The sequence below is a fragment of the Idiomarina sp. UBA3162 genome, assembly GCF_002364475.1.
GTDB lineage: Bacteria > Pseudomonadota > Gammaproteobacteria > Enterobacterales > Alteromonadaceae > Idiomarina.
On the sequence record NZ_DEYI01000068.1, the window covers coordinates 23,761 to 37,518 of the forward strand.

At 45.5% G+C, this 13,758-nt stretch carries 16 protein-coding genes and 1 pseudogene; 3 read left to right on the forward strand and 14 right to left on the reverse strand.

Translation table 11 applies throughout. The annotated features are described in order from the left end of the window. Positions 1–46: 46 nt before the first annotated feature. From B2X00_RS08735 to B2X00_RS08785, 11 genes are all read right to left on the reverse strand, one after another. A complete protein-coding gene (locus B2X00_RS08735) occupies positions 47–298 on the reverse strand; it encodes a DUF3912 family protein (RefSeq protein WP_071462675.1) in 252 nt (83 codons plus the stop codon). Between the two features lie 81 nt (positions 299–379). Beyond that, positions 380–931, reverse strand: a complete 552-nt coding sequence (locus B2X00_RS08740) for a DUF3833 domain-containing protein (RefSeq protein ID WP_290487190.1) — start codon at positions 929–931, stop codon at positions 380–382. Next, complete coding sequence (locus tag B2X00_RS08745) at positions 909–1,451, reverse strand: chalcone isomerase family protein (RefSeq protein ID WP_290487191.1); 543 nt, start codon at positions 1,449–1,451, stop codon at positions 909–911. The genes B2X00_RS08740 and B2X00_RS08745 overlap by 23 nt, the downstream gene beginning before the upstream one ends. Beyond that, on the reverse strand, positions 1,448–1,957 hold the full coding sequence (locus B2X00_RS08750; protein WP_290487192.1) for a DUF2878 domain-containing protein: 510 nt from the start codon (positions 1,955–1,957) through the stop codon (positions 1,448–1,450). The genes B2X00_RS08745 and B2X00_RS08750 overlap by 4 nt, the downstream gene beginning before the upstream one ends. 19 nt (positions 1,958–1,976) lie before the next feature. After that, complete coding sequence (locus tag B2X00_RS08755) at positions 1,977–3,209, reverse strand: SAM-dependent methyltransferase (RefSeq protein ID WP_290487193.1); 1,233 nt, start codon at positions 3,207–3,209, stop codon at positions 1,977–1,979. A 12-nt stretch (positions 3,210–3,221) separates the two neighbouring features. Then, the gene (locus B2X00_RS08760; RefSeq protein WP_290487194.1) at positions 3,222–3,959 is read right to left on the reverse strand and encodes a DUF1365 domain-containing protein; all 738 of its coding nucleotides are present in this window, start codon (positions 3,957–3,959) and stop codon (positions 3,222–3,224) included. Beyond that, positions 3,952–5,226 carry an NAD(P)/FAD-dependent oxidoreductase gene (locus B2X00_RS08765; RefSeq protein WP_290487195.1) on the reverse strand — a complete coding sequence of 425 codons (1,275 nt, stop codon included), beginning with the start codon at positions 5,224–5,226 and terminating at the stop codon, positions 3,952–3,954. The genes B2X00_RS08760 and B2X00_RS08765 overlap by 8 nt, the downstream gene beginning before the upstream one ends. Then, positions 5,226–5,951: an SDR family NAD(P)-dependent oxidoreductase gene (locus B2X00_RS08770; protein WP_290487196.1), complete on the reverse strand. Its 726-nt coding sequence runs from the start codon at positions 5,949–5,951 to the stop codon at positions 5,226–5,228. The genes B2X00_RS08765 and B2X00_RS08770 overlap by 1 nt, the downstream gene beginning before the upstream one ends. Continuing rightward, complete coding sequence (locus B2X00_RS08775; protein ID WP_071462668.1) at positions 5,948–6,382, reverse strand: nuclear transport factor 2 family protein; 435 nt, start codon at positions 6,380–6,382, stop codon at positions 5,948–5,950. The genes B2X00_RS08770 and B2X00_RS08775 overlap by 4 nt, the downstream gene beginning before the upstream one ends. Beyond that, positions 6,375–7,781, reverse strand: a complete 1,407-nt coding sequence (locus B2X00_RS08780) for a cryptochrome/photolyase family protein (protein ID WP_290487197.1) — start codon at positions 7,779–7,781, stop codon at positions 6,375–6,377. Before B2X00_RS08780 ends, B2X00_RS08775 begins: the two co-directional genes overlap by 8 nt. A 2-nt stretch (positions 7,782–7,783) precedes the next feature. Next, the gene (locus B2X00_RS08785; RefSeq protein WP_290487198.1) at positions 7,784–8,719 is read right to left on the reverse strand and encodes a YbgA family protein; all 936 of its coding nucleotides are present in this window, start codon (positions 8,717–8,719) and stop codon (positions 7,784–7,786) included. 182 nt (positions 8,720–8,901) lie between these two features. Here B2X00_RS08785 and B2X00_RS08790 point away from each other — a divergent pair, with 182 nt between their 5' ends. From B2X00_RS08790 to B2X00_RS08800, 3 genes are all read left to right on the forward strand, one after another. Then, a complete protein-coding gene (locus B2X00_RS08790) occupies positions 8,902–9,480 on the forward strand; it encodes an LON peptidase substrate-binding domain-containing protein (RefSeq protein WP_290487199.1) in 579 nt (192 codons plus the stop codon). Between the two features lie 81 nt (positions 9,481–9,561). Next, the gene (locus B2X00_RS08795; RefSeq protein WP_040487855.1) at positions 9,562–10,182 is read left to right on the forward strand and encodes a sigma-70 family RNA polymerase sigma factor; all 621 of its coding nucleotides are present in this window, start codon (positions 9,562–9,564) and stop codon (positions 10,180–10,182) included. Beyond that, a complete protein-coding gene (locus tag B2X00_RS08800; protein WP_290487200.1) occupies positions 10,175–10,855 on the forward strand; it encodes a ChrR family anti-sigma-E factor in 681 nt (226 codons plus the stop codon). The genes B2X00_RS08795 and B2X00_RS08800 overlap by 8 nt, the downstream gene beginning before the upstream one ends. A 33-nt stretch (positions 10,856–10,888) precedes the next feature. On the opposite strand, the gene B2X00_RS08805 is transcribed toward B2X00_RS08800, so the two are convergent. The 3 genes and pseudogenes from B2X00_RS08805 to B2X00_RS08815 all read right to left on the reverse strand — a co-directional run. Then, positions 10,889–11,185 carry an integration host factor subunit alpha gene (locus tag B2X00_RS08805; protein ID WP_006955394.1) on the reverse strand — a complete coding sequence of 99 codons (297 nt, stop codon included), beginning with the start codon at positions 11,183–11,185 and terminating at the stop codon, positions 10,889–10,891. Between the two features lie 3 nt (positions 11,186–11,188). Further along, complete coding sequence (gene pheT, locus B2X00_RS08810) at positions 11,189–13,573, reverse strand: phenylalanine--tRNA ligase subunit beta (RefSeq protein WP_290487201.1); 2,385 nt, start codon at positions 13,571–13,573, stop codon at positions 11,189–11,191. A gap of 13 nt (positions 13,574–13,586) precedes the next feature. Next, positions 13,587–13,758: pseudogene (locus tag B2X00_RS08815) on the reverse strand (phenylalanine--tRNA ligase subunit alpha); the annotation flags it as partial.

The following is a 13,758-nucleotide window of genomic DNA, read 5'->3' on the forward strand; positions in this document are numbered from 1 at the left end:
AAAAAAACCAACCTCAGCGGTTGGTTTTTTTATATAAAACGATGAATTACAAGACGTCTGGGTTACGCCCCGCTACCCGTTCAATCGGCACTTTAATTTTGCGATAACGATAAACTATAAATTCTTCGCGTTTAAAGCTTATTAACTCAGCACCAAAGTCAGCTTGAGAGACTAAATACGAGCCATCTTCATTCTGTTGTTTTACAATACCGAGTTTGCCGCAATGTGGGCCTCGTTTAACAAAAATGGTCTGACCGTTAATGCGCGGATTGTTATAGGAAAACGTCGGTCCTGCCATAAATGACTCAACTACCTTAAAATTCAAAGATAGCTATTATATCGACCATTGCGCCATTTTCTACAATCATTTCTTAGATACTTACTGTTTGCCAATGTAAAGTGTAATCTCGCCAACGGGCAAACCATACTTGTACATCTGGGTACGGTTGATCATGTTGTTTTCGTCGACCAAGTACATCCAATCATCCAGTGATAGTGACATCATCTCTCCATCAACCTCGACCTGCAGCACGTACTCCCAATTCAGCGCATTACCAGCCGTTGTGCCCACCGCTACGCCCTCTACATCCGAGGCGCGGCCTTCATAAGTGTTAGGACCTGTTTTAGTCAGCTTCCAAATACGCTCTTGAGTGCGACCATCAGCATAAGTAAACTGTTCATCGAGCGTTCCTTCATTGCCTTCCCAAGTGCCTTGCATCTCAACCGTGAAACGCTGAATGACCTTACCCGCATAGTCTTGTACCACGCCGTGTGCAACCAAATCACCTTTAAAGAACTCCTCCAGCTTGAGTGTCGGTTGTTCACCCTGGTAATCTTCAATTGCCGTCGAGCACGCCGTTAAGGAAAGCAGCGTTAGTATCGCCAACGTCCACTGAGTAATGCGCTTTCTACTGTTTCCCAATAAGTTCATCTCTTTCCTCCTCAAATCGTGACTCTGGCGACAACCAAATCGCTAAAAACTGCTCTGTGAACTGAGCGGACTCAATGACACCCAGTTGCTTTTCGCCTTGATAAAAAGCTGCGTAACCTTGCTCGGTCTCTCTCAATAACAGGCAGTCATCTTCTTTGATATCAGGCCACATGGCGGTAAGTTGATCGAGCCACTGCGATTGTTGCTTAGTGTTAAAGCCCAGCTTTTCCCATTCTTCTGCGGTTGTCTCAACTAAATCTTTAGCTTCGATATCGCGTAAATAACGCAACAGTAATGCTTTTGGCGTCTGCTTTCGTTCGCTCCAATTAAACTGACCATTGGGTGTATATAGATAAGCGTCGTACACGTCCCAAAACAACACACTCAAGCGCGTCTGGCCAACCTCTTGATACCCTTCTGCAATCGGTTTTTTACATACTTCAAGCGGTTGTGCTTCGACCTTCGCACTGGTACCCAACGCCACCACGGCACCAACAATTGCTATTAGCTTCGCATTCATAGGACTAACCTCTCGTTAGGGCTTGCAGTCATTGCTCGGCAAAAAAACAACATAAAGATACCCCACACCACGGCGTAGACCAGCAGAGTCCACAACAAAGAGTCCGCTGTGCCAGCACCAAACCCAATACCGACGTAATAGGTAAAAGGCCCAGAAATCGCGCCTAACAACGCCGCCACTAACGGCATTTTTGCTAGCCAATCAAGCGCGACGGGCGCCATAGCCGCAAAGCCGACCCATAACAACACAAGCCATAATGGGAAAACAGCGCCAACAAAATCGATGGCACCAACGCTGATGGCAATAGCCTCAAGCAATAGACCCACCGCAAATAGCTGCGCCATTTTTTTGATAGTGACTTGTGCGACCCAATAACTATATCCGAGCTGTGCTACAGCCAATAAGACCGTTAACCACAGATAATCGTCACGCCCTGCAACGGCACTTAACCACAGCACGTTAAATAATACGAAGCTTACGATTTTGTGTTGTAGCGAAGTAGACATAGTTCTCCTCGGTAGCGCTTTATGAAGTCTTAGACGCAGTGACTTGCACTACGGATACGGTTTTTTCTAAAAATCCGCCTTCGCAATAGCCAAAATAATAATTCCACAAGCGCGAAAATCGCTCGTCGTAACCAAACTGTTCTAGCTCACCGGCACGAGCATTAAAACGATCACGCCAAGAGGCTAAGGTCTTGGCATAACTCTCGCCAAAGTCTCGCACATCGCGTACCACCAACGATGTTTCTTTCTTAAATAAATCGGTCATGAGAGAGAGCGACGGTAAAAAGCCGCCAGGGAAAATATGTTTCTGAATAAAGTCGACCGAGCGCGAGTAGCTATCATAGCGTTGGTCAGCAATTGTAATCGCCTGAATGCTCATTAAACCATTGGGCTTTAAACGATCATTACAAACTTGGAAAAAGCCTGGCAGATAACGCTTACCGACCGCCTCAATCATTTCAACTGATACTAATTTATCGTATTGACCCGTGAGATCTCGATAGTCTTCTTTCAGCAGCGTAATACGGTCTTCTAGTCCAAGTGATTTGATACGCTCCGCCACGTACTGATATTGTTCTTCCGAAATCGTTGTCGTCGTCACTTGGCAGCCATAGTTCTGCGCGGCAAAAATTGCTAAGCCGCCCCAGCCCGTACCGATCTCTAAAAGATGATCCGCGGGCTTTAACTCCAACTTCCGACACAGGCGATCCATCTTATTGAGTTGAGCTTGTTCAAGTGTCTCATTGCCTTGTATAAATAAAGCACTCGAATACTGCATATTGGTGTCTAAAAAACGTGTGTATAGCTCATTGCCTAAGTCATAGTGCGCTGAAATATTCTTCTTGGCTTGCGCTTTATGATTTCGATTAGCCCAGTGACGGTATTTATTGATTGGGAATGTAAGCCAAGCCACTTTTCGCTCCAGCTTATCGAGCGCATCCATATTACGTGCGAACACTTGGATTACAGCGGTTAAGTTTGGCGTTTCCCACGCTTTATCAATAAATAATTCCGCGGCGCCAATGCTCCCACCGGTCAACAAGCGCACATAAAATTTAGCATCTAGTACATTAATTTCAGCACTTAAATCTGAAGACTTGTCGCCATAATGACCCACCAGTTTACCTTGCTCTTTAACAACCAACTGGCCTTCGCCTAAGTGCGCAAGCAGTGCCTGTGTCATACGTTTCGCTGCTTTATCTATCCAGCCATAGGTCAGCGGTGCTTGCATTACAGTTTCGCCTTGAGACATCGATCGTACCCTTTATCTGGTCTTACTTTTTTTTGTTTTAGGGTGGTCATATATCGGAATACGTTTGATAAATAACTTCAACGCTTGCCAATAGATTCCACCGATTATTCGTAGCGCCATAAACGGCATTGTCTTCATTACGTGTTTTATCGACTTACGGTTTAATTCACTCCTAGACAACTTCATGCCCGCTATAAACTCAGCCTTTTCACGACAGGCTTTTATCGTTACCGACAAGTTGTCATTCGGAGGTTCAATATACCACCGATATCGCATGTCCATTGGATTAAATGGTGAGACATGAAACGCCTTGTCATGCTCAGGTATAGCATCACTCAAATCGATGAGATAATAGTGTCGTTCTAACCAAGGCGTGTTGCTAACTTCTGCAAGAACATGAGTAAACTGGCTACCCTGTTGTAGAAAGTACAAATTGAGTGGCGAAAAATAAATTCCAAAGCTGCGCAGATTACCAACAAACCAGATTCGACCGCTAAGCGCTCGCGAGTTGAGCTGGTTCATTTTTTCGAGCACCGCCGTTTTTAAGTCGCCTGTTGAGCCCTTTAGGTAATCATTACGCCTAAACCACAGCGGCGCAAAGCCCCGGGTACTGAGCAAACGGCTTTGATGGTGTATATCATCTAACTCATCAAGGCACAGGCACCATTGCATAAAACGGTAGTTAAATTGGTGATGTTTAGGGGTACGGCGTTCATGAAACACTTCCCCCCAATAAATACCACTATCCATTATCTATATTTAGCTCCGGTGCAATCATATTAACTACGTCAATGGCGCTATGTACGCCGTCTTCATGGAAGCCGCTATACCAGTACGCACCACAAAAATAAGTATTGCGATGACCATTGATCTGGTCTCTATCTTTACGAGCCGCCATTGACGTTGTGCTATATTGCGGATGTGCGTAGAACAGCTTTTTAATCACCTTGTCCGGATCAATAGCCTCGCTATTATTGAGCGTAACAAGGTAGTGCGCATGCGTCTTTAATCCTTGCAGTATATTCATGCTGTAAGTGACTGAACTGGGCTCGCGCTGCGCCGATTCACCGACTCTTAAACGATAGTTCCAACTCGCCCAGGCGGCTTTTCGCAGCGGCAATAACGCTCGATCGGTGTGCAATACAACTTCATTCAGCTTATATGGGATGCTACCCAAAATACGCTTTTCCTCATCGCTGGCATCTACCATTAGCGCCAACGCTTGGTCGCTGTGGCAAGCAAATACGACACGATCGAATTGTTCAACATGACCATCGATGAAGGTCAATGATACGCCTTTTTCCGTGCGTCGAACCTCGGTAATATCTTCCGATAAACGTATACGGTGACTAAACTTTTCAGTTAGTTTAGGGATATAGGCACTCGAACCACCTTCGATCGTATGCCACTGCGGCCGGTTACTAATATCCAACAGACCATGGTTTAAGAAAAAACGTAAGAAAAAGCCCAACGGGAACTGGTAAGCATCTTTTATGCTTGAAGACCAAATCGCAGAGATCATCGGCAACAAATAAAAGTGGGCGACTTGCTCATCTAAATTCAGTGAATCAATAAACTCACCCAAGGTTACTTGGTCATTATCGCTGTTCTCTTGTGCAGCTTTTTTTGCCGCTTCGTTAAACGTGACAATGCCCTTTAATAACTTGTAAAACTTGGGTCGGAACACATTACGCTTTTGAGCAAACAAGGTGAGTAAGGTATGCCCGTTATACTCAAGACCTGACTCCGGATCTTGCACGCTAAAACTCATTTCAGTATCGCGCCACGGCACGCCCACTTCAGTCATTAGACGTTTGAAACGCGGGTAGGTTCTGTCATTAAAGACGATAAAGCCCGTATCAACACCCACGGGACCTGTTTTATCATCCACCTTAACGGTATTGGTGTGGCCGCCGATATAATCGTTTTTTTCGAATACCGTCACCTCATGATGGTCAGTTAAGTAATATGCCGTTGTTAAGCCTGCAATACCACTTCCTACAACTGCTATTTTCATTAATTTCCTTTCGACATACGTTTACTGAGCGCTACTTGCCACGCTTGAGGCAGAATAGACATGGTTTTTAACATCAATGTAAAAATGGTAGGAAAACCGATATCCCGCTTGTTCTTCTCGATACCTTTACGAATACATTGAGAGGCATAATCGACAGAAACTCGCATCGGCATTTCAAAATCGTTAGCATCAGTCATCGGCGTTTTAACAAACCCCGGTGAAATTGACAGTACCCGAATACCTTTAGGTGCAAGGTCCACTTCGAGTGAGCGCGTTATATAATGAATGGCTGCCTTCGAGCCACCATAAGCCTGCGCACGGGTGAACGGCAGGAGTCTCGCGAGACTACCAACCAACACTAATTTTGAGCCTGGCTGCAATGTACGAAGCAATCCTTGCACGCAATTCATTGTGCCTTGCACGTTAACCGTAAATACCCGTTCAAATAACTCCGCATCAAATGACTCGATGTCCAAGTATTCGCAAACACCCGCACTTAAAATCGCGACGTCGATTTGGTTGATAGAACCTAAAAGCTCAATCGTCTTTTCACGGTCAACCGTGTCAAATTGTAATGTTTCGACATAGTCAGGAAACTCGTCAGCCAACTTCTTCAGCGCATCGGCATTACGCCCACAAGCGATCACGTTGTGACCCTCACAGGCATAATCCGCTACTAATTGTTGACCGATCCCGCTGGTGGCACCGGTGATGAGCACTTTCATGATGACACCAGCCTTTGTTTAATCTTATCAATAACGAACCCGACCAACGGCACATGCTCATATAGCATGGCGCCGAGATCGTAGTGATCTTCTTGCAGTCTTATTTTTTCGTCCTCAAACTGCACATGTGATACGCCAGGTAGAATAATTTCGCGACCATTTGCCAACTTCGGATGCGAAAACCGCATTTGCCAACTCAAATAAGCTTGCTTGTCGCCAACAACCTCGTCTTCAAACGTAAAATGACAGTATTCTACGTTTTCCATGGTGTGCTCAAAATATTTGCGCAAGTCGTCACGGCCCACGACTTGGTGAATAGGATCATTAAAAGCAACATCATCATGATATATGGAGTCTAAATCATCGAGTTGATCAGTCGAAAATTCCTCGTAAAAGCTCTTTAGCTTTTCTACTAACTCTTTGTTATCCATTTTTCACCTGCTTAAACGTCGATAAGAATCGCTCACGTGCCTCGCTATGGTCGACTATCGGAGACACGTACCCCGTTTTGTGCTGTTTCAAATACGAATGTGGCCAGTGAATATGTTTACTCGGTACATCCGCTAATTCTTTAACCCAAGTACGGATGTAGGTTCCGTCGGGATCAAACTTCTCACTCTGGCGAACAGGATTAAACACACGGAAATACGGCACCGCATCAGTGCCGACCGATGCACTCCACTGCCAGCCACCGTTGTTAGCCGGAAAGCTGCCATCTACCAAGTTACGCATAAAGTATTGCTCGCCTTTGCGCCAGTCGATCAGTAGATCTTTGACTAAAAAATTGGCGACAATCATGCGCAAGCGGTTATGCATCCACCCCGTCTCATTAAGCTGTCGCATGCCCGCATCGACGATAGGAAAGCCTGTGCGCCCGTCACACCAAGCTCGAAAATCCTCTTCAGCCTCTCGCCAAGGTAAACCTTGAGTTTCGGTTTGATAATTTTCACCTCGGCTTAACCGCGGTTCATGAAACATAAGATGTTGGTAAAACTCACGCCACGCCACCTCCGTAAGCCAGGTATCTGCGCCGGGCTCAAGTCCGTGTGGAAATTCGGGTGAAAAAGACGACAATGCACGCGCAACCGTTTTCGGTGCAATCGCTCCCATTTCGAAGTACGCGGACATCATCGATGTTCCGTCAACGGATGGCTTGTCGCGGCGCGCTTTATAGTCGTCAACCTGATGTTCAATAAATTGACCCAGTTTGCCCATGATGGCTTGTCGCCCGACGGGATAGTCTTGACTATTTTTACGTTCTAACGGACACGGCGGTAGCTCGTTGCTGATCGCTACGGTATTTTGGACGCTCCAAGACTGAGGGCTCCAATCACTGATTTTCGCAACCTCTTTACGCCAAGCTCGGTTGAATGGTGTGAACACTTTGTAGTAGCCGCCCTGCTTTGTTTCTACGTGTTCTGGCGCGACCAACAGGTTGCCGTCAAATAGCGTTAAGTCGATATCGCGTTGTTTAAAGCATGCATCTGCTTGCTTGTCTCGTTTAACCTCGTCTAGCGGATATTCGCGATTAGCGTATACCGCATGTACACCGTTTTCTTCGCAAAAGTCAGCGATTATTGCACCGCTTTGACTGAACCGTTCGATAACAAAGACAGAAAAACCGATGCCTTTATCTGCAAGTTCCTCTTTAAACGCCGCCAAATGGCGCCACCATAAATCAACTTTAATTGGCGCCCAATCATGCGCTTGCCAAGTTTGCTGAGGCACTAGAAATACAGCATATACTTGCTCATGATTTGCACATGCAGCCTCTAAAGCTGGATTATCAACGGTTCTTAAATCACTCCTAAACCAAACAACGCCGGCCATAATTACAACCCATATCTCAGTTTTAAATCTTCAGGGTATGGTGTGACATACCACTGTTCAGCTAAATATTCGTTAGGGAACTCTCGCAGATAATGGCGAATCAGCGTCAGTGGCGCCATCAGAGGTAACGTGCCATCATGGTAATCGAGTATCAACTGACTCAATTCCTGTTTCTGCTGTTTATCTAAGTACTGTTTAAAATAACCTTGAATATGCTGCAGAACATTCGTGTGATTACGTCTTGAGGCCGGTTTACTTAATGCACCCATCACGCGCAAAATATAGTGTTGGCAGAAAGCTTCATCAATTGATTTTGCCTCACCCACGTCACGTCCCAAGGCGCGGTATTCGGCCTGATTATGCGCCATGAGGATAAGCTTTGCTTGAGTATGGAACTTAAGCAATGCGGCTTTGTTTAACGGGTGCGCTAACGACTTCCAACGACCATATAAAAACACACGTAAAACAAAATTTTCGCGCAGATGTGGATCATTGAGACGCCCGTCCTCTTCTAATGGGAGTGCAGGCTCTAGCTGATGCAAGCGTTCAGCAAATAATCCCATTGCTTCTTTACGTGCGCTACCTGTCTTAGGGTCATATAATTTTACACGCTCCATGCCACAACTAGGCGATTTAGCACATAAGACATAACCTGATAGATCCGCTAACTTGGGTTTTACTTTGTCCGCGAAATACTTGAGCGATTCAGTAACGTCTTCGCCGGTTTTAGGGATGACTGCGCGAACTTGCTCATCCTTATACTCTAAACGAATGGTTGGACGCGGTACTGGCAACCCGATACCGACTTCCGGGCAAAATTTAACAAACTCGACATGCTTAGCCAGCTCATTTTCGCAAAAGGGTGAACGCTTGTGACCCCCATCGAAACGTACTTCATCGCCTAGTAAACAGGCGCTTACTCCAATTTTTAGGCGCATCAAAACTCCATTTATTTACAAGCTTATAATACATTATAGATATTGTTGCATGGGTGTTGCTATCTAACATAACGGACTTATAGCGAAAAAGGTTTGATTAAGTTATACAAATTTAGATCCAAGCCGAATAGACATGCGTAAAGCATGTTAAATCAACCCAATATTCAGGATAGTTGTATCGTATGGATAAAGTGCAGCGTTTACCTCTATTTCCGTTAACGGCGCATGTGATGCCGAACGGAAAGCTCAAATTGCGCATTTTCGAACAACGCTACACACGGTTAGTGAAACAATGCATGGCAAATCAAAGCGAATTTGTGGTGTGCATGTTTGATCCCGGTATCGACAAATATGATTCTGAATACATTCTGCCTTTTGGCACTGCGGTCACTATTATTGACTTTGAAATGCTTAACGATGGCTTCTTAGGCATCACTGTGCAAGGTGAACGCCGAGTTCAAATAAAACATCATGAATTCGAGGAGGATGGTCTTCGAGTCGGTGACGTTGAAGTACTCCCTTTTTGGCAGCACACACCAATTACGGATGAGGTTGCCGTGCTTAAAGAACGCCTTGAAGAAATTTATGGTGTTTACCCAGAACTCGGTGATTTGTATGATGAAAAACCGTTTGAACAACTCGATTGGGTGTGCCAGCGTTGGCTCGAAATTTTGCCACTCGACGTTCACACAAAACAAGAGTTAATTAAATCGCAATCAAGTGAGCAAGTTGCTGATTATCTGCTAAACTTGGTTACGTAACTTTTTTGAGATCGACTGATCCAAACTTAAACTTGTTCTCGTAGTTAGATATACGAACTAACAACAATAGCAGGTCTAGTTATGCAAACGGTGACATCTCATACTTCACAACGGGGAGTTATGACCACATCCCAGCAGGACACTGCAGAAAAAGCTGCGCAACTTTTGGCTCAAATTGCTGAAACGCGTAGCCGTCAAGCGTTCAGTGAATTGTTCTCACATTTTGCGCCCAAGCTTCAGGCTTACGGTACGCGTCAGTTTGGTAACGAACAAACCGCGATGGATCTTGTGCAAGAAACAATGACTAACGTATGGCACAAGGCTCATCTATTTAAGGCCGATAAGGGCTCACCCTCAACGTGGATCTTCACAATCGCGCGTAATATTCGATTCGACTTATTAAGAAAGAATAAAAAGCGCAAAGATGATATAAGTGCAGATGAACTTTGGCCGATTTTGGCTGAACAGAATGATAACCTAGATGACGATTACGCGTTGGATCAAGACATTCTGTTGCAAGAGATTTCTCACTATTACGGTCAGTTGCCGGATGCGCAACGTATCGTGGTAGAAAAAATTTATGTCGAGGGTAAGTCGCAGCAAGAAGTTTCCGACTCTCTTGGAATTCCATTAGGCACGGTTAAGTCTCGTACGCGCCTTGCATTAAAGAAATTGAAAGAGTTAATAGTTGAGCATGATTAAGTCACATCCATCTGAAGCAATTTTGTATCAGTACGCTTCAGGCGACCTTAGTGCGTCAATGACATTAGTTGTTGGTACACATATTGATATGTGCCCTGTTTGCAAACGAACAGTTTGTGAAATAGAGGAGGATTTATGTAACAAGCATTTGGATAGCCTTGTTGAAACGATTTGCGCCCCTTCTAAAGGTGCCATGTCTAAGACCCAGTGCGACCAAATGTTAGAAGCGATTTTTAACTCTCAGGCCAAGCCTGCCGCTCAACGCGAAGATTTGATTAGTCTTGAGGGTCGTCGCTTTAATTTGCCTACAACGTTGGCGCATAACGCTCATCGTATCGGGGAGTGGACGCATTTAGTGGGTAAGCTATGGAGAGCACCGGTTGATTTGTCGGATGATGGACAGACCAATTTAATTTATATGGAGCCTGGTGCTCAAGTACCGGAACATACTCACAAAGGGCAAGAAGCGACACTGGTCATCGATGGCGTATTTAATGATGAGCACGATGCTTATTATGACGGTGATTTCATCTTGTTGGATGCGGATCGTAAGCATACGCCTCGCACTGCGACGGAAGACTGTTTAACGCTTGCGACACTCGATGCGCCGTTATTCTTTACGTCGGGTATTAGTCGCCTGCTCAATCCATTTAGTAGTTTATTTTTTCGCTAACGTTTTAAGCGTAACGTGACAGAAAAGCCCGAGCTATTGCTCGGGCTTTGTGTTTTCTACGCGGCTTTTGAATTTTTGCCCGGGTTTAAAGCTCACCACTCGGCGAGCTGAAATAGGAATATCCTCACCCGTTTTCGGATTACGGCCTGGGCGCTGATTTTTTGTTCGAAGTTCAAAGTTACCAAAGCCTGATAACTTGACCATTTCCCCCGACTCTAAAACAGAACGTATTTCTTCAAAAAACGCCTCTACTAAATCCTTAGCGTCTTGCTTACTTACACCGTACTTGTCAAAAAGTACCTCAGCGAGTTCTGCTTTAGTCAGCGCCATATCCTAATCCCTCAAGGTTGCATCAAACTCCGACTGTAACGTCGATACTAGCTTTTTCATAATGCCGTTTATTTCGGTTTCTTCAAGCGTCTTTTCATTATCTTGAAGTGTGACAGAAAGAGCTAAACTACGTTTACCCTCTGGCAGGTTATCACCTTGGTAAACGTCAAATAAGTTTAGGTCAATCAACTGATTAACGCCAATGTTCTTCAACGTGGTTAACACCTCACCCGCCGCGATGCGTTCATCTAAAACAATCGCTAAGTCTCGGCGGATACTAGGAAACCGTGATACAGGTTGAGCTGATGGAATGCTATGTTGGTTAATCGCATCAAGTTGCAATTCGAACACGAAAGCACGTTGATTGAGACCGAATGTTTTCTCAAACTTGGGGTGTAAGGCGCCCATATAGCCAATGCACCGCTCACCACGGTATATCGCAGCCGATTGCCCTGGATGAAGCGCGCTATGCTCGCTAGCGACAAAACGAACATCACTGATGTCAGATTTTTTCAACAAGGCTTCAACATCGCCTTTTACATCAAAGAAATCAACTTGACGCTCCTCCGCAGACCAATGTTCACCATAGGCTTTACCCGAACGCACACCAGCAAACATCGGTTGCTGAATCACACCATTTTCAGCCGCTTCATCAGGAATAAAGCGTAACCCTGTTTCGACAAAGGCTAAAACTGATTGCTGACGCTTTTGGTTATGCGCTAGCGCATTCAAAAGCCCCGGCCACAAACTTAACCGCATTGATGACATTTCCACCGAAATAGGATGAGGTAATGTTAACGATGCACTTTCATCAAATAACGCCGCCTGATGTTTGGGATCGACGAAGCTATAAGTGATTGCTTCTTGATAACCCCGTTCGATCATTGCATCAACTAAACGATGTGTGCTGACTAACGATTCCTGTTGTGGGCGCATGCGTAATTGTGCGGCAGGCGCAGCAGCTTGAATATTGTTGTATCCAAATACACGTGCAACTTCTTCGATAAGATCTTCTTCAATAGCAATATCAAAACGATAAGTCGGCACTTTGACCAGCCATTTCCCAGCTCCTACTTTTACCTCAAAACCAAGACGCTCGAGAATTTCAGTCACGCGGGCAGCTTCTATATCAATTCCTAACACACTCGCGAGCCGTGCTGCACGTAGCGTCACCTCAGCTGGCTTAGGTAGATGCTCGTCTGACTTCGCTTCGACGATAGGACCCGCCTCGCCACCACAAATTTCAATCAATAACTGTGTTGCGCGCTCCATGGCTTGGCGTTGCAATTCTGGATCAACACCGCGCTCATAACGATGAGACGCATCCGTGTGTAAACCAAAACGGCGTGCTTTACCTAAAATCGCATCAGGTGCAAAAAACGCGCTTTCGAGGAAGATATGTTGACTTTCTCGTGTTACACCACTTTCGAGCCCCCCGTAAACGCCCGCCATAGCCAATGCCTGCGTGTCATCAGCAATAACTAGCACATCGTCATCGAGTTTCACTTCTTGTTCATCCAATAAAGTTAAGGTCTCACCTTTATTGGCATAACGCACATGCACATCGCCTTGAACGCGGTCAAGATCAAATGCGTGCATCGGGTGGCCGAGCTCCAACAATACATAGTTGGTGATATCAACCACAGGATCAATGCTACGAATACCACTACGACGCAGTTTCTCGCTCATCCATAATGGTGTCTGCTGCTTAACGTCGACATTTTTTACTACGCGTCCCAAGTAGCGAGGACATCCAACCGGCGCATCAAGGTGAATCGCTTTAGTGTCTTCGAGGGAGGTTGCAACCGCGTCTACTGTCGGCTCATTCACATCCAGGTTATTCAGGACACCCACCTCACGCGCAATGCCACGAATACTCAGGCAGTCACCGCGGTTGGGTGTTAAATCAATATCAATACTTAAGTCATCCAGACCCAAATATTCGCGGTAATCTTTGCCGATGGGTGCGTCTGAAGGTAGCTCAATGATACCGTCGTGATCATCAATCAGACCCAGCTCTTTAAACGAGCACAACATACCATGCGATGGATGCCCGCGCAGCTTTGCCTTCTTAATTTTGAAGTCACCCGGTAATACCGCGCCAACCTTAGCGACCACAACCATTAAATTCTTACGGCAGTTTGGGGCACCGCAAACGATATCAAGCAATTCATCGTCACCTACATCGACTTTAGTGACCTGCAACTTATCGGCATCTGGATGAGGACCGCATTCAACGACTTTACCAACGACAACAGTATGAAAGTCTGCTGCAACCGGTTCTAAACCATCAACCTCAAGGCCAGCCATGCTGAGTTGCTCACTCAGCACTTCACTAGAAATGTCTGGATTGACCCAACTTCTTAGCCAATTTTCACTAAATTTCATGTTCGCCGCCCTCTTAATTAAACTGTTTTAGGAATCGCAGGTCGTTCTCGAAGAACGCACGCAGATCGGTCACGCCGTAGCGCAGCATGGTTAATCGCTCTACACCCATGCCAAAAGCGAAGCCCGTGTATTGCTCAGGATCAATACCGACTGCACGAAGCACATTGGGGTGAACCATTCCGCAA

Coding starts and splice junctions, on each gene's coding strand:
- B2X00_RS08735 (WP_071462675.1), bottom strand. CDS start 298: ATGGCAGGACCGACGTTTTCCTATAACAATCCGCGCATTAACGGTCAG.
- B2X00_RS08740 (WP_290487190.1), bottom strand. CDS start 931: ATGAACTTATTGGGAAACAGTAGAAAGCGCATTACTCAGTGGACGTTG.
- B2X00_RS08745 (WP_290487191.1), bottom strand. CDS start 1,451: ATGAATGCGAAGCTAATAGCAATTGTTGGTGCCGTGGTGGCGTTGGGT.
- B2X00_RS08750 (WP_290487192.1), bottom strand. CDS start 1,957: ATGTCTACTTCGCTACAACACAAAATCGTAAGCTTCGTATTATTTAAC.
- B2X00_RS08755 (WP_290487193.1), bottom strand. CDS start 3,209: ATGTCTCAAGGCGAAACTGTAATGCAAGCACCGCTGACCTATGGCTGG.
- B2X00_RS08760 (WP_290487194.1), bottom strand. CDS start 3,959: ATGGATAGTGGTATTTATTGGGGGGAAGTGTTTCATGAACGCCGTACC.
- B2X00_RS08765 (WP_290487195.1), bottom strand. CDS start 5,226: ATGAAAATAGCAGTTGTAGGAAGTGGTATTGCAGGCTTAACAACGGCA.
- B2X00_RS08770 (WP_290487196.1), bottom strand. CDS start 5,951: ATGAAAGTGCTCATCACCGGTGCCACCAGCGGGATCGGTCAACAATTA.
- B2X00_RS08775 (WP_071462668.1), bottom strand. CDS start 6,382: ATGGATAACAAAGAGTTAGTAGAAAAGCTAAAGAGCTTTTACGAGGAA.
- B2X00_RS08780 (WP_290487197.1), bottom strand. CDS start 7,781: ATGGCCGGCGTTGTTTGGTTTAGGAGTGATTTAAGAACCGTTGATAAT.
- B2X00_RS08785 (WP_290487198.1), bottom strand. CDS start 8,719: ATGCGCCTAAAAATTGGAGTAAGCGCCTGTTTACTAGGCGATGAAGTA.
- B2X00_RS08790 (WP_290487199.1), top strand. CDS start 8,902: ATGGATAAAGTGCAGCGTTTACCTCTATTTCCGTTAACGGCGCATGTG.
- B2X00_RS08795 (WP_040487855.1), top strand. CDS start 9,562: ATGCAAACGGTGACATCTCATACTTCACAACGGGGAGTTATGACCACA.
- B2X00_RS08800 (WP_290487200.1), top strand. CDS start 10,175: ATGATTAAGTCACATCCATCTGAAGCAATTTTGTATCAGTACGCTTCA.
- B2X00_RS08805 (WP_006955394.1), bottom strand. CDS start 11,185: ATGGCGCTGACTAAAGCAGAACTCGCTGAGGTACTTTTTGACAAGTAC.
- pheT (WP_290487201.1), bottom strand. CDS start 13,573: ATGAAATTTAGTGAAAATTGGCTAAGAAGTTGGGTCAATCCAGACATT.